At 61.4% G+C, this 18,719-nt stretch carries 15 protein-coding genes; 5 read left to right on the top strand and 10 right to left on the bottom strand.

Going from position 1 to position 18,719, the window contains the following annotated elements; translation table 11 throughout:
- Positions 1–5 precede the first annotated feature (5 nt).
- Entirely contained in the window at positions 6–410 is a 405-nt protein-coding gene (locus V8Z65_RS09545) for an FCD domain-containing protein (protein ID WP_338719420.1), read from the top strand.
- Between the two features lie 45 nt (positions 411–455).
- Here V8Z65_RS09545 and V8Z65_RS09540 read toward each other — a convergent pair whose 3' ends face one another.
- The 9 genes from V8Z65_RS09540 to V8Z65_RS09500 all read right to left on the bottom strand — a co-directional run bounded on the left by V8Z65_RS09540 (position 456) and on the right by V8Z65_RS09500 (position 13,293).
- Positions 456–2,552, bottom strand: a complete 2,097-nt coding sequence (locus V8Z65_RS09540) for an alpha-amylase family protein (RefSeq protein WP_338719418.1) — start codon at positions 2,550–2,552, stop codon at positions 456–458.
- A 73-nt stretch (positions 2,553–2,625) separates the two neighbouring features.
- Positions 2,626–3,501 (bottom strand): 2-hydroxy-3-oxopropionate reductase, encoded by an 876-nt coding sequence (locus tag V8Z65_RS09535; RefSeq protein WP_338719416.1) that lies wholly within the window; start codon positions 3,499–3,501, stop codon positions 2,626–2,628.
- Positions 3,502–3,504: 3 nt separating this feature from the next.
- Positions 3,505–4,290: a 2-oxo-tetronate isomerase gene (gene otnI, locus V8Z65_RS09530; RefSeq protein ID WP_338719414.1), complete on the bottom strand. Its 786-nt coding sequence runs from the start codon at positions 4,288–4,290 to the stop codon at positions 3,505–3,507.
- A 12-nt stretch (positions 4,291–4,302) separates the two neighbouring features.
- Positions 4,303–6,030 (bottom strand): ABC transporter ATP-binding protein, encoded by a 1,728-nt coding sequence (locus V8Z65_RS09525; protein ID WP_338723998.1) that lies wholly within the window; start codon positions 6,028–6,030, stop codon positions 4,303–4,305.
- A gap of 4 nt (positions 6,031–6,034) precedes the next feature.
- Positions 6,035–7,210 (bottom strand): ABC transporter permease, encoded by a 1,176-nt coding sequence (locus tag V8Z65_RS09520; protein WP_338719411.1) that lies wholly within the window; start codon positions 7,208–7,210, stop codon positions 6,035–6,037.
- Positions 7,210–8,196, bottom strand: a complete 987-nt coding sequence (locus tag V8Z65_RS09515) for an ABC transporter permease (protein WP_338719409.1) — start codon at positions 8,194–8,196, stop codon at positions 7,210–7,212. Before V8Z65_RS09515 ends, V8Z65_RS09520 begins: the two co-directional genes overlap by 1 nt.
- 4 nt (positions 8,197–8,200) lie before the next feature.
- Positions 8,201–10,312: an alpha-amylase family protein gene (locus V8Z65_RS09510; protein WP_338719407.1), complete on the bottom strand. Its 2,112-nt coding sequence runs from the start codon at positions 10,310–10,312 to the stop codon at positions 8,201–8,203.
- A 73-nt stretch (positions 10,313–10,385) separates the two neighbouring features.
- On the bottom strand, positions 10,386–12,311 hold the full coding sequence (locus tag V8Z65_RS09505) for an ABC transporter substrate-binding protein (RefSeq protein WP_338719405.1): 1,926 nt from the start codon (positions 12,309–12,311) through the stop codon (positions 10,386–10,388).
- 241 nt (positions 12,312–12,552) lie between these two features.
- Positions 12,553–13,293: an FCD domain-containing protein gene (locus V8Z65_RS09500; protein WP_338719403.1), complete on the bottom strand. Its 741-nt coding sequence runs from the start codon at positions 13,291–13,293 to the stop codon at positions 12,553–12,555.
- A gap of 129 nt (positions 13,294–13,422) precedes the next feature.
- On the opposite strand from V8Z65_RS09500, the gene V8Z65_RS09495 reads away from it, so the two are divergent.
- Genes V8Z65_RS09495 through dgoD form a run of 4 tightly spaced genes read left to right on the top strand, consistent with a single transcriptional unit; the run spans position 13,423 to position 17,468 of the window.
- Positions 13,423–14,445, top strand: coding sequence for a DctP family TRAP transporter solute-binding subunit (locus V8Z65_RS09495; RefSeq protein ID WP_338719401.1), 1,023 nt, complete (start codon positions 13,423–13,425; stop codon positions 14,443–14,445).
- Between the two features lie 52 nt (positions 14,446–14,497).
- On the top strand, positions 14,498–15,007 hold the full coding sequence (locus V8Z65_RS09490) for a TRAP transporter small permease (RefSeq protein ID WP_338719398.1): 510 nt from the start codon (positions 14,498–14,500) through the stop codon (positions 15,005–15,007).
- On the top strand, positions 15,004–16,278 hold the full coding sequence (locus V8Z65_RS09485; RefSeq protein WP_338719396.1) for a TRAP transporter large permease: 1,275 nt from the start codon (positions 15,004–15,006) through the stop codon (positions 16,276–16,278). Before V8Z65_RS09490 ends, V8Z65_RS09485 begins: the two co-directional genes overlap by 4 nt.
- Positions 16,279–16,289: 11 nt before the next feature.
- The gene (gene dgoD / locus V8Z65_RS09480; RefSeq protein ID WP_338719394.1) at positions 16,290–17,468 is read left to right on the top strand and encodes a galactonate dehydratase; all 1,179 of its coding nucleotides are present in this window, start codon (positions 16,290–16,292) and stop codon (positions 17,466–17,468) included.
- A gap of 55 nt (positions 17,469–17,523) precedes the next feature.
- Here dgoD and V8Z65_RS09475 read toward each other — a convergent pair whose 3' ends face one another.
- Positions 17,524–18,279, bottom strand: a complete 756-nt coding sequence (locus V8Z65_RS09475) for a FadR/GntR family transcriptional regulator (protein ID WP_338723997.1) — start codon at positions 18,277–18,279, stop codon at positions 17,524–17,526.
- Positions 18,280–18,719 lie beyond the last annotated feature (440 nt).

Raw genomic sequence — 18,719 nt, 5'->3', positions numbered from 1 at the left:
TTCGCTTGGGCATCGAGGGGGAGGCCGCAGCAGCGGCAGCGCGCCATCGTACCACCGACGATCTGATCCAGCTTGCCGATCGCGTCGGGCGCCTGGAATCGCTGGATGTGTCGAAAGACCCCGGTCTCGAGCAGGACTTCGAGTTTCATCTTTGCGTGGCGCAGGCGTCCCACAACAATTTCTATGTGAGTGTGCTCAACGCCATTCGTGACAATATATTCGGGGGCATGTTGCTTGCCCGGACCACATCTGGCCTGCGGACAGCTGAAAAGGTTTCGGCGATCAATGAACAGCACCGGGCGATCTATGACGCCATTGTTGCCGGCGATCCAGACCGGGCTCGCGGCGCCATGCGCTACCACCTGTCTGCCTGCCGCAAGTCCACCCGGCACTGGGATGCGTCGGCCTGATAGAAACAGGGCGCCTCGCTTGCGAGACGCCCCGGGTCTAGGTGGCTAGACTTCGACAATAACGACGTCGCGAGGCGGGACCGTCACGGTGCTGCTCCCACTGGCCGTACCCCAATAAGACCGGCCGAATTGAGCTGATCTGCCATTGACGTTCACTGACACCTCGACGGCTTCGCGGAGGGGGTTCAGGACCCAAAGCACTTTTCTGTCCCCCGCCTCATGCAGACGCGCCTGAAGGCGATTGTCCGAGAGCGTGATGCGCTGCTTGACACCCGTCCAGTCCAGAACCTGGGCAAAATAGGTGCGGCTGGCCGCTTCGCTTTTCTGGAAGTAGCCGATGCCGGGATGGGTGCCGACCAGCAGCGTTCGGCCCGATCCAAAGCTGTGCTCTGCTATGGCGAGACGGCCATCGGCAAAGCGGCCGCGTTCGGTTGCGTCGTCCAGCGTGTAGGACTGGAGGAAGCCACCGCCCCGGATGGTTTTGCCATTGAAGGTAAAGCTGATGCGGTCGCCGAGGTCGGGCATGAACTCGACCTCGTCTTCCTTGACGCCGAAGACGGCGTCCAGACCGTTGTGGGGCTGCACGGTCCCAACCTTGCCGCGATCGCCGAAATAGCCCGGCGTGGCTTCGGATACCAGCACGCCGCCAGTCTTCACCCACTCGGCAATGGCTTGGGCCGTCTGCGTCGTCATCGAGATTGGATAGGGCGCATAGAGGGTCTTGTAGCTGCCGATATCCTCGATATGGACCCAGTCGGCCTGAATGCCATTGTCGAAGAACCCGCGATAGGCGCCCCACATGGCTTCGCGATAGGTATTGGGCATGTGCTTGTGGTTGAGCAAATAGTCCCAGGCCTGCGCCTCAGGGATAACCAGGATGCCGATATCGCCTTGGACGGGCGTGGCCGCGAACAAGTTCTTCTGCGCATCGGCATTGGACCACTTGGCTATGGCGCTGGCCATGTCCGAACGCGGAGTGCGGCTGCCGTCCATGCCATATGAGCCGAAAGCACCGAAGAGCGGGCCGTCGAGCAAAGGCCGGTAGCGCAGGTTCATGACGCCGCTGGCGCCGGCGGCAAAGGACGTCATGGTCAAAAGGCGAAGGTCCTCCGGCTCCATGACGCGGCCGTCTTCCTTGTCATGGCCGAGCACCTGGGGCTGCATCCAGAGTGGACCGCCAGGGCGCTCCGCGTGCCACCATTTCTTGCCGCGCGCTGCGGCCCGGGTCAGGTCGGGGCCGAAGAAATTCTGCCACGGCTTGAAGCCTCGGCGGCTTGGGACCCAGGTCAGTCCGTACAGCTCGACCTTGGAGGCGGCAAGCCAGTCGTCGCTGCCGCCGGCCGCCATGTTCTGGATGCCGCCGCCGATGCCATGCGCCGCGATCAGGCAATCCTGGTCGACGGCCCTGATGGTGTCGATGCGCCACTGCATCTGGTCGTAGAAATTCTCGCGCTTGAAGGCCAGCCAGTCGAGATTTTCGGGATAGGGCGAAACGTCGTGCGGAGGCTCGATGTCGTCCCATTCGGCATAGGAATAGCGATACCAGGCGCGGCTCAGCGTTTCGAGGTCGCCATATTTGGCCTTTAGCCAGTCCCGGAATGCAGCTTTGGTATATTCGGAATAATCGACATCGGGCGAGTAGTTGACCTCGTTCCAGATATCGTAGCCGAGCAGGGCCGGATGTCCCTTGTAGCGCGTGGCAAGGGCAGTGATGAAATTGCCGGCGGCCTCGCGCACTTCGGGGCAGTTCAGCGTTAGCGAGCCTGTACCGCCGCCATTGTGAGCACCGCCCCCGGTCGCGCAGCTCGGATGCATGATGACCGGCAGGTACGATCCGTCGGCACGCATCTGCCGCGCATGCGCAAATTTGCGGTAGGCCCAGTCCGGCGTGGTCTGGCTCATTTCGGCTATGATGGTCTTGATGCCGTTCTTCTCGGCGAGATCGAGCTGCCGGTCGAACTCGTCCCACTCATAATATCCCGGGCGCCGTTCGATTGCCGACCACATGAACCAGTGGCGGAAAACGTTCAGGCCGTCTTCTGAGGCAATGCCATAGTCTCGCTCCCAATCTTCCTTTGGTGGGTTCGACTTGCGGAAATAGACGGCCCCGAAGGGCACTTTGGGCAAGTTATCGAGCGGCATGGTTGTTCCTCCGGACAAGGCAGGGGCGTCAGACGAAGCAGCGCCCGCCAGGAAAAGTTCTGTTTGCGGTGAATTACGAAGAGGCACCGGACAGTGATTCCAACGTGCGGATCAGTCCGGAATGGTCTTTGTCCCCGTCTCCCAGGGCGAGGGCGGCGTTCATCAACTGGGCGGTGGTGGCGGTGTTGGGCAGGGCCAGTTCCAGGCTTTTGGCTGCATCCAGCGCCAGCGCCAGGTCCTTGCGGTGCAGGCGAATGCGGAAGCCGGGTTCGAATGTTCGGTTGTTCATGCGCTCGCCGTGCACTTCGAGGATGCGCGAGGAGGCAAATCCTCCCATCAGCGCCTCCCGCACCTTGATCGGGTCGGCGCCGGCTTTTCTGGCAAAAAGCAGCGCTTCGGCCACGGCCTGAATGGTGAGACCCACGATAATCTGATTGGCGACTTTCGCAGTCTGGCCGTCGCCGACGCCACCCACGCGGTTGATGTTCTTGCCCATGAGCTGGAAGAGGGGCAGGGCGCGTTGGAAATCATCCTCGTGGCCACCAACCATGATGGTCAGGGCCGCGTTTCTAGCGCCCACCTCGCCACCCGAGACAGGAGCGTCGAGATAACGCCCTCCCTTGGCGGCGATGCGCGCGGCAAAATCCTTGGTCGCCACAGGTGAAATCGAGCTCATGTCGATGACGAGAGCCCCGGATTCTATGGCGTCTACGATGCCCTCGGGACCGAACAGGACTGCCTCGACATCGGGCGTATCGGGCAGCATCAGGATGATGGCCTCCGCGCCTTTGACCGCCTCGCGAGCCGAGGCGGCGGCCTTGCCACCTGCATCGACCAGGAATTGCGACACAGGCTTGACGCGGCTGAGCGATAGGTAGTGACCGGCGGCGATGAGATGCCCGGCCATCGGGCGGCCCATGACGCCCAGTCCAATAAAGCCAATTCTCATCGTCTAGCGCTCCTGGATATAGGGTTTCATCCAGCCCAGGCCCGACGTGGTGCCGGCGGCCGGTTTGTATTCGCAGCCGACCCAGCCGGCATACCGAAGCCGGTCCAGGACCCCGAAAATGAATGGATAATTAATCTCGCCGGTGCCGGGCTCATTGCGGCCCGGATTGTCGGCGATCTGCACATGACCGATGCGGTGCTGGAGCCGTTCGAAGGTGGGCACGAGATCCCCCTGCATGATCTGCATGTGGTAGAAATCGTACTGGATCTTGAGGTTGGGCGAGCTCACGCCGGCCATTATCCGTTCGGCATGGTCGGTCGTGGACAGGTGGAAAGCTGGCATGTCGCGCCGGTTGATGGGCTCGATCACCAGATCGATGCCTGCATCGGCCAGGCGGGGGGCGGCATAGTTCAGATTGTCGATGAATACCCGGTCGAGCTCGGTGGGGTCTGATCCGGCCGGTGCGAGCCCGGCCAGGCAATTGACCGTCCTGCAATTGAGCGCGTGGGCATAGGCGATGGTGGTCGCGACGCCACTGCGGAATTCCTCGACGCGGTCGGGCAGGCAACCAATGCCGCGCTCGCCACCGGCCCAGTTTCCGGCGGGCATATTGAAAAGGGCCTGCTTGATCCCCGCAGTCTTAAGCGCCGCGGCGATTTCGGCGGCATCGAATTCATAGGGCGAAACATATTCAACGGCACCGAAGCCATCGCGGGCGGCTTGGCCGATACGACCAAGAAAGGGCAGGTCCTGGTACAGAAATGACAGATTGGCAGCAAATTTTGGCACGAGGCAAACCTCTTAGTCGTTGAAACGCGTGCGGTGGAGCATGCGCTTGTTTCTCGGGTCAGGATTGGGCACGGCTGAAATGAGGCTCTGGGTGTAAGCCTCCCTGGGGGCCGTGCAGATGTCTTCGGCGGGGCCGATTTCCACCAGTCTGCCGCGATGCATGACCCCGACCCGGTCGCAGAAATAGCGCACCACCGAAATGTCGTGAGAGATGAAGATGAAACTCAGATTGAGCCGGCTTTGAATGTCGAGCAGGAGATCGAGAACCTGAGAGCGGATCGACACGTCGAGCGCCGCTGTTGCCTCGTCGGCAATGATAATCCGCGGGTCGAGCGCCAGGGCCCGCGCGATACCGATGCGCTGGCGCTGACCTCCCGAAAAAGCGTGCGGGTAGCGTTCGCGCATGGCCGGGTCGAGACCGACGAGTTCGAGCAATTCGCAGACCCGTTCGTCCACCTGCCTGGCCGTTCGACCTCCGGCGACCACAAGCGGATCGCCGATAATATCGCGCACGGTCATGCGCGGATTGAGGGAGGCAAAGGGGTCCTGAAAGACCAGCCGGACCTGCCGGTGGAATTCGCGCAACTGCGCCTTTGAGAACCTGGTGATCTCCTGCGGACCGCGCTCGTCATTAAAGGTGATCTCGCCCTGGCTCGGTTCGACGATCCGCAGCAGCATCCGCCCCAATGTGGTCTTGCCCGAGCCGCTTTCGCCCACAATGCCGAGATTTTCCCCGGGATGCAGGTCGAAGCTGACATCGTCCACGGCCTTGATGGCGAAGTTGTTGCCGCCAAACCAGGCGGTTGACGCGCCATAGACCTTGGTGAGATTGCGCACGGACAGCAGCGGCTTGCCGTCGCTCGGCGCAGCCGGGCGGTCAGACCGGCGGTTCCGCTCAAGCCTGACCGTCGAATTGAGCAGACGCTGGGTATAGGCGTGCTTGGGATCGTGAAAGATGTCGTCGACGCTGCCGAATTCGACGATCTGGCCGAAATGCATGACGGCGACTTCATCGGCGACTTCGGCCACCACACCCATATCATGCGTGATGAGCAACATGGCCATGCCACGACTAACCTGCAGGCGTTTGATCAGGTCGAGGATTTCGGCCTGGGTTGTGACGTCCAGGGCCGTGGTGGGTTCGTCTGCGATCAGCACTTCGGGATTGGCCGCCAGAGCCATGGCGATCATGGCGCGCTGACGCATGCCGCCGGAAAATTCGAACGTGTAGCGGTCGATCATCTTGTCCGGGTTGGGAATTTCAACCTGGCGCAAAAGCTCGATGGTCTCGGCGCGGGCTTCGGATTTCGACATGTTGCGGTGCAATTGCAGCGCTTCGACGATCTGCGAGCCGATGGTGTGGACCGGCGACAGCGAACTCATCGGTTCCTGGAAGATCAGGCCAATGCGGCCGCCGCGAATGTTGAGCAGTTCCCTGCTGCGCTCGCGGAGCTGGGCAATGTCGATGACGCCGTTCGGACCATCGAGCAGGATCCGCCCATGGCTGATGGCGCCATTGCTATCGACAATGCGCATGAGCGCGCGGGCCGTCACGCTCTTGCCCGATCCACTTTCGCCAACCAGGCAGAGCGTCTTGCCGCGCTTGAGCTGGAAGCTCACCTTGCGGGCGGCGTGCAGCACTTCGGTCCGCAGGCGGAAGTCGAGGCTAAGCTCTTCGACGCTGAGCACCACGTCGTCCCGGTCTTCGGTGGACGAGATCTGGTTTTCCGGTTCGAGCATCAGATCAACCTTCATACGGGTCTGCGGCATCGCGCATGCCGTCTCCGAGGAAGTTGTAGGCGAGCACCGTGACAACCACGGCGCCCGCCGGCCACACCAATTGCCAAGGGGCATTGGCAATGGTGCGGACATTCTGCGCTTCTTGCAGCAACACGCCCCAACTGACGATCGGCGCCTTAAGGCCGACGCCGAGGAAGCTGAGGGCAGTCTCCGCCACGATCATGGTTGGGAGGGCGAGCGTGATGACGGCGAGGATGTGGCTGGTCAGGGAAGGCAGTATGTGGCGGAAGATCACACGCCGCTCGGACGATCCGTCCAGCTTGGCTGCGGTGACAAAGTCCTCGCTGCGCAGGGCGAAGAAGCGTCCGCGCACTTCGCGGGCAAGGCCTGTCCAGCCGAAGAGCGAGACGATGAGCGTTATGACGAAATAGACCGCCAGCGGCGACCAGGTCAGGGGAATGGCGGCGGCCAGACCAAGCCAAAGCGGGATTGTCGGCATGGAGGAGATGACCTCGATGATGCGGGCGATCAAACTGTCCACGGCGCCGCCATAGAAGCCGGCCAGAGACCCCAGCGTCACCCCGAGGCAAAGGCTGATGCATACGCCCAGGAGACCGATCGACATGGAAATGCGCGTTCCATAGATGACGCGGCTGAGCAGATCGCGCCCGAGACGGTCGGTGCCGAGCAGATACATGGTGTCAGTCGTCTTGACGGGGGCGATCAGGTGCAGCCTGGCGGGGATCAGTCCCCACATCTTGTATTCGACGCCCTGCGTAAAGAACCCCACAGGCACGATCACGCTTTCATCGGGAACATAAGTGCGGCGCAACGAGGCGGGATCGACTTCCATCTTGTAGCCGGTCACATGCGGCTGGAAGCTGGTGGAACCGTCTTCATTGGCTACGAAGAAACGCAATTGCTGCGGCGGTGCGTTGGTGAATTGCGGCCTGGACGCGTCGGGAAGGGCAGGGGCCAGGAATTCGGCAAATAGCCCGATCAGCGCCATCAGAATGATGACCCAGCCCGAAACCACGGCCAGCTTGTTGCGCGTGAACTTGTGCCAGATCAGGGTCCACTGGCCTGCGACCGCGACCTTGCTGGAATCGCCGCGAGACTTGAGCGGGGTAACCGCAGGAGCCGTTTCGGGCGGACTGTCGATGAAGGTGTGGACTGTCATCAGGTAAACCGGATTCGAGGATCGAGCAGGGCGAGAAGCAGGTCTGAGACCAGCATGCCGACAAGGGTGAGTACGCCCATGAGCAGGATGAAGCTGCCGGCCAGGTACATGTCCTGGCTGACCAGGGCGCGCAGGAGCAGCGGGCCTGCCGTGGGCAGGTTGAGGACAATGGCGGTGATCGTGACGCCCGAAACCAGTTCGGGCAGCACCCAGCCGATGGCGGATACGAAGGGGTTAAGGGCAATGCGGACGGGATATTTGATGACCGCGCGATGCTCGGGAAGGCCTTTGGCCCTGGCCGTGATCACATAGGGCTTGCGCAATTCATCGCTGAGATTGGCGCGAAGGACGCGGATGAGCGCCGCTGTGCCGGAGGTTCCGATAACAATGATCGGAATCCACAAATGCTGGACCAAATCGACGAACTTGCCCCAGCTCCAGGGCGCATCGACATATTCCTGGCTGAACAGGCCGCCCACGCTTTGCCCAAAATAGCGGTAGCTCAAATACATCAGGGTCAGCGCCAGGATGAAATTGGGCACCGCCAGGCCGATGAAACCCACCAGCGTGAAAAAATAGTCGCCAAAGGTGTGGCGGCGCATGGCCGAATAGATGCCGATGGGCAGGGCGACAGCCCAGACGAAGAGCAGGGAGGCAACGGAAATCGCCAGGGTCGACCCCATACGCTCCCAGATCAGGTCGGCGACCGGCCGGTTCCATTCGAAGGAATAGCCGAAATCGCCACGGAACAGGATGCCCCCAATCCATTTGAGATATTGCATCCAGATCGGATCGTTGAACCCATAGGTCTCGCGCAAAAGCTCGATCTGTCGCGGGTCAATATTGGCGCCGGAATCCTGCATGGACGCAATCAGCGAGGTCACATAGTCGCCCGGCGGCAGCTGAATGATCATGAAGGCGATCAGCGACAGCCCGAACAGCGTGGGGACCATGTAGATGATGCGCCTGAGAATGTAGCGTCCCATCGTTTCAGCTCCAGTCGACCTGGATGGCGTCGAGCGTTGTGAGCGAGATCAGGGTGACGCGAACACGGCCGTCCGCCAGTTTGTAGCTGAGGTTTTCACCGCTCGTCCCCAGGCGAACCTGACTTACGGAGCGGCCCTGTGGGATTTCTATGGAGACGACAACGGGGCCAACCGGAAAGACGTCGCGAATGGGCCCCTTCATCATCATCGGATTGGTCAGGTTGTTGATATAGACGATGGTCGTGTCGGTCCCTTTCCTGACCGCCAGGTCCACGATGCCTTTGACGTCGACCTCGACCTCAGGCTGCTTGCCCAGGGCCCAGCGCACGGAATTGGCAATGAGACGGCCATGGTCACCGGCCAGCACCTGCCAGAATGTGGCGCCGATATTCCAGGGGATATAGACCGTCCGACCGGCTGAGCCTTCATGCTGGCGCGCGATGACGGCGGCGCCCCGAGGGTCTTCGCGCGGGAAAACCTCCTCCATGGGCAGATCGGGGAAGGGGGGAACATAGAGGAAGGGCTGCTCGGTACCGGGCAGGGCATCGACCTGGACCAGATGCGTGCCGCCAATGATGCGCTCCGCGCCCTCAAATCCCTGATTGATGGGATGCATGCCGGACAGGGCGACATAAGTGTTCTTGACCGGACCGTGGGCAGGCCTGGTGACCTTGTAGCCGAGAAGATCTGCCAAAGCAGGGGTCTGGCGCGGTGAATTATCGGCGTGACGGCTCCCGGTTTCGAACCCGACCACCAGAGAACCGCCGCCGGCAACATAGGCTTTGAGCATGTCCGCCTGCGCATCGGAAAGGCAGGTGGAATTGCACAGGATCAGCACCTTGAACTGCCCCAGCCGCTCCGCGCTCATTTGCGCATCGGAGACCATTTCGAAGGGCAGGCCCGCCTCGACCAGGGCGTGATAGAAGCCAAGCTCATGGGCTTCGGCATCCTTGCGGGTCCACATGTCGTGGTGGCGCAGGGTTGTGGTGGGATCGAGAATGGCGATCTCGGCGGTGGGCGCCGTGTCATAGGAGAGTGGCTCGAGCTGCTCATGCAGCAGGAAGCCATTGATGATGGGCTGCACCCAGCGCTGGTCGGGGACGACGCCGTTGAACTTGGTGAACCAGGGCAGCATGCCCTGGACGGTGCCCGAATTGGTCCAGGCCTCGATCTCCGGGCCCAGGGTGACGCTGTCCTTCCAGCGATACACTTCCTCGGGGCCGATGGATGTAATGAGCACGGCGTGGCGGTCGGGGAAGGTGGCGCGCATGCGCTTGCCATTGCGCCCCGACATCCAGACCGGCTCGGTGCCGCGGCGCCCCTGATCGTCGACACAGAGGAAAGGGCAATATTTCTCGATGATCTCCTGGTTGAAATCCATCAGCGATACGCCGCCCATATTGGGAATGAAGCTGGTATGGGGCTTGATGGCCTTCATGACGGCATCCCATTCGACCACGAGCTGGGTCAGCACCTCGCGGCGCCAATCGTTCCAGGCAAGCCATGAGGGGTCATCGACACTGGGCGACTGGGGCAGATCGCGCCCCGATGCCGCGTGAAAACTGGTTTTGCAGGCCTCGCAGTAGCAGATACCATGGCCCTGCCAGCGATTGGCGAAGATGGCGTCGATATCGTAATTGGTCGTGATCTCGCGCAGCACTTCGGGCATGAACTTGAAGTTGTAATCCGAATAGGCGCAGGTAACCCAGACATCGGGGAAGGCCCAGTGGCGGACCGGATTGCCTTCCTTGTCAATCATGACCCATTCGGGGTGGGCGTCGGCGGCATCCTGGTGAATGGCATGGGGATCGACGCGGGCCATGACATGCATGTTGAGCGAGCGTGCGCCGCTGACCAGATGACCGAAAGGGTCGGTGTCGCCCAGGTGCCTGCTGACATAGTGATGTTCAACCTTGCTGGGATAGAAGGCCATGTAGCCGCCAGCGGAGAGGCACGTCGCGTTGGAATGGGTGCGCCTGAAAATGTCGATCCAGAAATCGGGATCGAACCGGATCGGATCGTCCTCAACCAGGGTCAATTGGGTCCAGCGGGTCGCCGATCTGTACCAATCGGGGGTTCTGAGGTCGGACGAGGACTTGGCGTCAATATGCAGCATCGGGCTCACGCGGGTGCGAGTTGGGGAGGCGCCGGCAAGAGAGCCGGCGCCGGAGACGAGGGTGTGACCGGGCCTAGGCCTTGAAATATTGCTCAGGCCGAGTGGGCGCGGGGGTGGGCCAGCCAAACGAGTTCGGCATGGTCTTTTGCACGTTCACCATGTCGTTCTTGACGATGCCGTAGCCATCGGGCGGCAGGCTGACACCAAAGGTCAGGAACATGTCGGCAGCGTTTTCCAGGATCTGGCTCATGACCTCGATCTGCTGGTCTGGATCAGCGGTGGCGAGGAGCTTCTTGTGAAGCGCGATCTGGTCCTGCACTTCGGGCGGCGGCACGTCGGCGGCCGGATTGTCCGGTTCGTTGACCCAAAGCGTCCATCCCGGGCCATAAAGAGAAGCCGAGCGCTGCGTTGGCACGAAATAGCGCGGGTCCATCATGGCGGCGAGGCCCGAATTCGCGCCGAACTGGTGGGCGGTTGCATCGTATTCGCGGCCGCGGCGAACCCTTTCTTCCCATAGCGAGCGGTCCATGGTGCGCATCTGCGCATCAATGCCTATCGCCTGGAACATCGGGATGGCCAATTGGAACATGTCCAGGAAGGTCGTACGCGTCTGGTCGATCTCGAAAATGATCGAGACACGGCGGCCCTCGGCGTCGAGACGATAGCCGTCGCCATCCCGGTCCGGAATGATGGCGTCGAGCATCTCATTGGCCTTGTCCGGATCGTATTGGGTGAATTGCTTGGCCAGGCGCTCGTTGTAGAGCGGATCGCCCTCAAGAATGGAGGCCTGGGCCGGCGCGCCCTGGCCCACGAAGACGGCGTCGATCAGCGCCTGCCTGTCAATGCCGATCGAAAGGGCCTGACGGAACTCCTTGGTGTTGAACAGGGCGTTCTTGGTGGGATCGGTGTGGTTCAGATTGAGCTGGAAAACCATGACATTGGCCGCGGTTTCCTTGAGCGTATAGAACGAGTAGTTCCCGGTTTCCTGGCCGTCGAACAAGGTGGGGCGATTGGCCGGCGTGCAGATGTACTGGTCCATCATGTCGATTTCGCCCTGCAGCGTCTTGAGCAGCAGGACTTCGGGATCGGCGACCATCTGGTAGACGATGCGATCGAAATAGGGGAGCTGGGTCCCCTGCGTGTCGATCTTGAAGTAGAACGGATTGCGCTCGGCGACCGAAACTTCGGTATTTTGGCCAGGCGCTTGCGTGAAGGCCCAGGCATTGAGCGTCGGGCGATTGCCGTTCTGGAAGAACAGATTGGTATCGGCAAAGCCGATCTCGCGCTGGAACAGCGCAATCCAGCTCCCAAGACCCTGCTCCTGGGCCAGCTTGTCGGCGTCCGGATTGTAGCGGATGTGGAACTGCTCCAGGTAATGCTTGGGGCAGCGGACGAGCTGGTCCTGGTCGGCCCAGGCCAGGTTCTGCAGGAAAAAGCCATTAGGCGCCGCGAATATGACCTTGAAGGTGGTTTCGTCGATCACCTCCAGCCTGGCTTTTTCTCCGCCGACTTCCCAGAAGGACTGCGCGCCCAGATTGGTTTCGGCATCGGTGAAATAGGCGTCGTACCAGAACTGGATGTCGGCGGTCGTATAGGGGTGGCCATCGGACCATTTGTGGCCCTTGCGCAGGGTGATCGTATATTCGGTGCCCTCGGCATTGGCCTGGTAGCTTTCGGCTACGTTGGCGATAATGCCGTTCCAGTTCGGGTCGAAACGAACCAATGGCTCATAGCCCTGGTATCGCACCAGCATGGACAGCGAGCCGCCCCCGACCAGGGCGTGGCGCCAATCCCCGCCTTGCTGGCCGGGCCGTTCGAGAGGCGTGATGACCAGCGGGTTTGCCGGAAGCCGATCGGCCACGGGCGGCAGGTCGCCTGCGTCGACCTTGGCCTGCAAGAATGGCGATTCCGGCGTTTCCGCCAGCGCCCAGGCAGGCAGCAGGGCTGTGGTCGCCAGAGCGCCCGTGGCCGCCAAAAAGGTTCGTCTGCTAATTGTCAACGTCCAATCCTCCCTGATTTCTGGAAGGGCGTCGCGCTTGATCGCGCCGCCCGGCCTTACCCGATCCTCCTCCTCCAGGCCGGCGGGTAATGCCAATGTGACGAGCGTCAAACAATTTGTTCAGGTTGTCAATGTTGTAATTTTGGCATCGGGCACGCGAGTGCCCGCGGCCGCCGCGGGCCCTTGCGGATCAGCGGCTTCCGGCATGACATTTTTTGGAGAGCCGGCAGTCAGTGCCGCGTCAGGCGAGTCCTGCCGTACGGCGGTTGAAGTCCAGCATTTGCGCCATTTCGGCCTGGGCAACGGCGGGGTCCCTGCGTTTTATGGCTTCGGCCACTTTGATATGCCCTTCGCGCGTCACCGGTTCGGGACTTTTGGCAAGCACGCCATATTCGTAGGATATCCAAAGCATTGTAAGAATGATGGGGCGCAATTGCCTCATCATCAGATTGCCCGTGGCTTCCAATATGGTGGCGTGAAAGGTGCAGTCGGCATTGAACAGATCCGCGACCGCGCCTGAACCGGGATGGATGGCATAGGCCGCTTCCAGGATAGTCGCCACCTGCGCCTGGGTTGCGCGTACTGCCGCCAAAGCTGCCGCTTGCGGCTCGATAATGCCGCGCAGTTCGGTCGTTTCGGCGAACATGGACTGGAGCCGCGGATGGGTCGGCTCGTGCCAGGCCACCACTTCCGCATCCAAGAGGCTCCATTCCTCGACCGGCCGCACCCGCGTGCCGTAGCGCCGCGCCGTGCGGACCATGCCCTTGCCCGACAAGACCTTGATGGCATCACGCATAGTGGTGCGGCTCACGCCCAGGGACGCGGCGAGTTCAGGCTCGGTGGGCATGATTTCACCGGGACGATAGACGCCATTGGCAATACGCCGCCCCAATTCGTCCACGGCGATTTTGGTGGCTCCCGTCGGGAGCGCCGAGCCGATAGCGGCATGCAGTAGGCCGGGCACTTTTGGTCGCAGCGCCACCTGTGCGTCATCGTTTTCCACTACTCACCTTTACATATGATCTAAAGAACTGCATGATCGCCGCTGATGGTGCTCCGGAAGCCACCGAAATGCCAACTTGGCCACAAGGCCGCTCTAGGGAGGACAACTATGTTTAATACCCGTACTGCAATTGGTGCCCTGATGGGGGTGCTGTCTCTTTCATCGGTTAGTATGGCTGCCGAAATCAAGTTCGGTATCGGCGTCGCCGAAGGCGATTACCCCGAATACAACGCTGTGCTCCGCTTCAAGGAGTATGTCGAGTTCAAGACCAATGGCGAGATCACGGTCCGCCTGTTCCCGGGCAATCAGCTTGGCGGTGAACGCGAAATGCTCGAACAGGTCCAGCAGGGCAGCCTGGAGCTGACCCTGCCTGCTGACGGGGCCATGGCCGGTTTCTATCCGCCCATGCAGGTCTGGTCGGTGCCCTACATCTTTGAAAGTGCGCCAATCGCCTGGGAAGTGATGAATGGTCCGTTCGGCGATGCCATGCGCGAGGACATTCTCGAGCAGACCGGTATGCGCGCTCTGGCCTTCTCGCAGAACGGTTTCCGCTCGTTCACCAATAATGTGCGGCCCATCGTCAATCCCGACGACATGGCCGGTCTCAAAATCCGCACCATGGAAAGCCCCGTCTATATGGAAATGGTCAAGTCGCTGGGCGCGACGGCCGTTCCGATCAGTGGTGCGGAAGTGGTGATGGCCCTGCGCCAGGGCGTGGTCGATGGGCAGGAAAACCCGCCTGCAGTGGTCTATAGCGGTGGTGCCGGCGAAGTGCAGAAATATTACACCCTGAACGAACACACGTTCGGCCTGCATGTCATCATTGCCAACAATGACTGGTTCGAATCGCTCCCCCCGGGCCACCAGCAGATCATCCAGGACGCCGCCAAGCTGGCTGCCTGGACGGAAAACCTGCAGAAGACCGAAGGCGACTGGCTCTATAGCCGCCAGCTGCAGGAAGAGTTGGGCATGGAGATCCACGTCTCCACGCCGGAAGAGAAGGCCGCTTTCCGCGATATCGTCCAGGAACCGGTGCTGCAGTTCATTCGCAGCAATGTCGGCGATGAACTGGTCGACGACCTTCTTGCCGAAGTGGAAACCGTGAAGTCCCGCATTTACGGTTCCGAGTAAGCGACCCCACCCGCCGCGGGCCCATGGCCCGCGGCATTCAAGGAACCTCGCAATGCAGGCATTTGCCAAGCGCGCCGCGCTCTTGCTCGCCCGTGCGACCGAGACCGTGGCGACACTGCTTCTGATCACCGTGACCATACTCAATCTCACACAGGTCGTCGGGCGCTACGCCTTCAGCATCGGCTTTAGCTGGACTGAAGAACTGATGCGTTACCTGATGATCTGGCTGATGATGCTGGGATCGGTGGCCGCCATCTACCGGGTCGAACATATGGGGGTTGAGACCCTCGAGGCCATGGTGGCGCCGCGATATAGCGCCCTGGTGCGCTCGGCGCTGTACTCGGTGGGCGCCATATTCTGCCTGGTGGTGCTGATATATGGCTGGCCGCTCGCGCTGCGCAATGCGGGCCAGGTCGCCCCGGCCTCAGGTATCCCGATGATCTATCCCTATATGGCCTTGCCCGTCGGGGCGGTCCTCCTGCTCATTCAGATCGGCCTGTCCTGGTTCGGTGGCTGGGACGAGCAGCGCAAATCGCCTGTGGCGGACGGAGATGACGTATGATCTGGGTTGCTTTGTCCGGGCTTGTCCTGCTGCTGATCGGCGTTCCGGTCGCATTCTCCCTGGGATTGGCCGGACTGGTCGGCGTGTGGCTCGCCGATATTCCGCTGTCCATCGTGACGACACGTCTGTTCACCGGCGTGGACAGCTTCGTGTTCCTCGCGGTTCCATTCTACATTCTGGCCGCCGAAATCATGAGCCAGGGCGGCATTACCACCAGGCTCATTGCCATCGCTTCGAGTGCCACGCGCAAGATGCGCGGGGGAACGGCCTATGCCAATATCGGCACGTCCGTCCTATTTGCCGGCATTTCCGGCTCGGCCGTGGCCGACGCGGCCGCGTTGGGCAGGGTCTTCATGCAGGAAATGCCCAAGGAAGGCTATTCGCGTCCCTATGCGGCCGCGGTCACCGTCGCCTCCTCAATCATCGGTCCGATTATTCCGCCCTCGGGCTTGGCCATTCTGATTGGCGCCGTGACGGGCGTCTCCATCATCGACCTGTTCCTGGCAGGTGTCGGGCCGGGCATCCTTCTGGGCTTTGCCTGCGCCGCCATCGTGTTTTTCGATGCTGCACGGGGCCATCTGCCTCGGCCGCGTGTTGCCGAAAGCCATGGTCCCCGCTGGCGCATGCTGATCGAGGGGGCTGCCGTTGCGACCCTGCCGCTGATTATTGTCGGCGGCATGGTGCTGGGCGCCTATACGGCGACCGAAGGCGGCGGCATTGCGGTGGCCTATGCGATCTTCCTGTCGGTCGTTGTCTTCAGAAAGATGGACATGGCCGGCCTCTGGCGCGCCTTCATGCGTGCTGCCCGCACCTCGGCAACCATCTATCTGCTGGTTGCCGCGGCCACCATCCTTTCCTATGCGCTCAATCTCCTGGGCATATCCGGCTTTGTGCGCGAGGCGGCGCTGATCTTCCAGGATCAGCCACTGTTCTTCCTGTTTGCGCTGGCCGTGCTGATGCTGATTTTGGGTACGTTTCTCGATATCGGGGCGGCGATCCTGATCTTCATGCCGCTGGTCATGCCCGCGGTCACGTCGCTTGGTATCGATCCGCTGCAGGCCAGCATGGTCGTGATGGTGACCCTGGCCATTGGCCTTGTGACGCCGCCCGTCGGGGTCGTGCTGTTCGTCATCATGCGGGTGGGCAGCATCGGCATGATCCCGCTGTTGCGGGCCCTGGTGCCGTTTCTCATCGCGCAGCTTGTCGCTGTCGTGATCCTGTGCCTTGTTCCAGAAATTTCGACTTGGCTGCCGCAAGTCCTCAATCCCTGAGTGAGACCGAATTGAAGATAACTGCTGTAAAAACGGTGGTCGTGAACGCGATCCATCGCAACTGGATTTTCGTCAAGGTCCTGACAGATCAGCCGGGCTTGTACGGATGGGGCGAAGCCACGCTGGAGTGGAAGACGCGCGCCGTATGCGCCACGATTGAAGACCTCGAACCCTTCGTTATTGGCGAGGACCCCAGACGCGTAGAGCATGTCGTACGCCGCATGACCGGTTTCAGCTTCTGGCCCCTGGGGGCCATCGGCCTGTCCGCCGTTTCCGGGATCGAACAGGCTTTGTGGGACATCAAGGGCAAGGCTCTCGGTGTTCCCGTTCACGAGCTGCTGGGCGGTCGTGTCCGCGACCATGTGGCGGTCTATACCCATCTGCGCCGGGCCAAGATCGGCGCACAGGTATCGACAAGCGATATCAATGCGTTCTGCGATGCCGTGCAGGAAACGGTTGAGATGGGCTACAATGCCGTCAAGCTCGGCTTTATCCCCTATACAGGCTATTCCGCGCCACTTCCCGAGGTTCGACACGTCGAGAAGCTGGCCCGGAGCGTTCGCGAGCGGGTGGGCGACGGCGTCGAAATCATGACCGATTTCCATGGTCGGCCTGACAGCGTAGAGGCCGCACGAGCCTATATTGACGCAATTGCCCCAATCAGGCCGCTGTTCGTCGAAGAAGCCATCCAGCCGGGCAATGCAACGGCGATGGCCGAACTGGCACGGCAGGTTTCCTGTCCATTGGCCACCGGCGAGCGCCTTTTTACCCCGCGCGAATTTGCCGAAATCGCTGAAAAGCGCGCCGTGGCTTTCGTGCAGCCCGACCTGGCCCATTGTGGCGGGTTCACCGGCGGGCGCAAGATCGCGGCCATCGCGGAAGCGGCCAATATCGGCGTTGCGCCGCACAATCCGATGGGGCCGGTGGCCGGCGCCGTCGCGCTGCAATTTGATCTTGCCGCGCCCAATTTCGTCATTCAGGAAGAAGCTGTCGGCCTGGTCCCCTGGTTCCGCGATATCTGCACCCAAACCTATCCCCTGGACATGCAGAACGGGGGCTGGGGCGTACCGGACGCGCCCGGCCTGGGCATCGAGATCGACGAGGCGGCGGCCGCACGCCATCCATTCGCACAAGAAGAAATTCCCGCCCTTGACGCCGTTCTCCCTGACGGGCGGATCGCGAACTGGTGACGTTATCCCCGCTCGTCCGGCGCCGTCGGTGAGCGGGTGATGGCGAGCGCCGTGTTCAGGCGGGCTGATCGGCGACATTGGACAGGGCGTTGCGAATATCGCTCTCGGTATCCTTGAGATGCAGACGCATGGCTTCGCCGGCGGCGCGGGCATTGCCAGCGCGGATGGCTTCAAGAATGCGCTGATGCCATGCGATAGTGTCATGCAGGCTGTGCCCGCGATTGGCATGGCCGCGCCGGCTGATTTGTATGCCGTGCCGCAATTGCGCTGACATGGCCTCGAAAAGATAGCTCAGAATGCGGTTGCCGCTGGCAAGGGCGATCGCTTCGTGAAAGCCGACATCGAAATCGTGGAAGCGCCGGTCGGCTGCCATGTCTCCGGCCATGGCCGCGTCGGCATTGTCCTGCATGCCGCGCAAGGCGCTTTCGATTGCCGCGATGCCGGCGCGATTGGCGCGCTTGGCGGCCAATGTCGCGCTCTGCACCTCGAGCGAGAGGCGCACTTCGATCAGATCGAAAAGGCTCTTGGAATCGTTGTGCAGCATGGATGTCAGGAAGTCCGAAAAGGCAGCGCCGTCGGGCTCGCGCACCACCGCCCGGCGTCCCCTGGCCACGTCCAGCAGGCCGCGCCCGGCAAGCAGCTTCACCGCCTCCCGGATTGTCAGACGGCTTACCGAATAGCGCTCGGCCAGATCGGCTTCGCTGGGCAGGCTGGCGCCCGGCGTCAGCGCGGTCAGGATTTCGTGGGCGAGGTCGTCCGCGACCTCTCCGGCCGCGCTTCCCCGCTCGGCTTTCGGCTCACCTCTGGAAATTGTCTCTCTCCCAACTTGTCAGATATCTTTTGGATTATGTGGCCTCATTTTCGCCCGATTGCAACACCGCGCGGAGGGCAGGGCACAGCATATCGGCTCCATGTATGTACCGCGTTGTCTGCCTTGGATTTTTTTGCGACAGTCGAAAAATAGCTGCCCAAGCGCAATGCGCCGCTTTACACGCCTATCTGATTATTCTAGCTTCCCACGCATGGGCTTGGGAGAGTCCATGGCGGCGCAATGCCGTCCGTGCCGGAGGATTTCATGTAGTTCCAGATGGCGGATGTCCTGTGGGCATTGGCCATTTCCAGACGCGGCGTAAGCCGGCAATCAATGGCGCAGCTTTCGGCTGCGTCGTCGGCGTTGGGATCGGGGCTGCCTGAACTTTCTGAACCCAAAAGACCATAAACAACCAATCTCGAAGTTTTTAGGGAGTCGAG

The sequence above is a fragment of the Devosia sp. XK-2 genome (assembly GCF_037113415.1).
GTDB lineage: Bacteria > Pseudomonadota > Alphaproteobacteria > Rhizobiales > Devosiaceae > Devosia.
The sequence above is the reverse complement of the archived record's forward strand: the minus strand, read 5'-3'. Positions and strand labels throughout refer to the sequence as shown.

Coding starts and splice junctions, on each gene's coding strand:
- V8Z65_RS09535 (WP_338719416.1), bottom strand. CDS start 3,501: ATGAGAATTGGCTTTATTGGACTGGGCGTCATGGGCCGCCCGATGGCC.
- V8Z65_RS09495 (WP_338719401.1), top strand. CDS start 13,423: ATGTTTAATACCCGTACTGCAATTGGTGCCCTGATGGGGGTGCTGTCT.
- V8Z65_RS09520 (WP_338719411.1), bottom strand. CDS start 7,210: ATGACAGTCCACACCTTCATCGACAGTCCGCCCGAAACGGCTCCTGCG.
- V8Z65_RS09525 (WP_338723998.1), bottom strand. CDS start 6,030: ATGCTCGAACCGGAAAACCAGATCTCGTCCACCGAAGACCGGGACGAC.
- V8Z65_RS09485 (WP_338719396.1), top strand. CDS start 15,004: ATGATCTGGGTTGCTTTGTCCGGGCTTGTCCTGCTGCTGATCGGCGTT.
- V8Z65_RS09515 (WP_338719409.1), bottom strand. CDS start 8,196: ATGGGACGCTACATTCTCAGGCGCATCATCTACATGGTCCCCACGCTG.
- V8Z65_RS09490 (WP_338719398.1), top strand. CDS start 14,498: ATGCAGGCATTTGCCAAGCGCGCCGCGCTCTTGCTCGCCCGTGCGACC.
- V8Z65_RS09510 (WP_338719407.1), bottom strand. CDS start 10,312: ATGCTGCATATTGACGCCAAGTCCTCGTCCGACCTCAGAACCCCCGAT.
- V8Z65_RS09540 (WP_338719418.1), bottom strand. CDS start 2,552: ATGCCGCTCGATAACTTGCCCAAAGTGCCCTTCGGGGCCGTCTATTTC.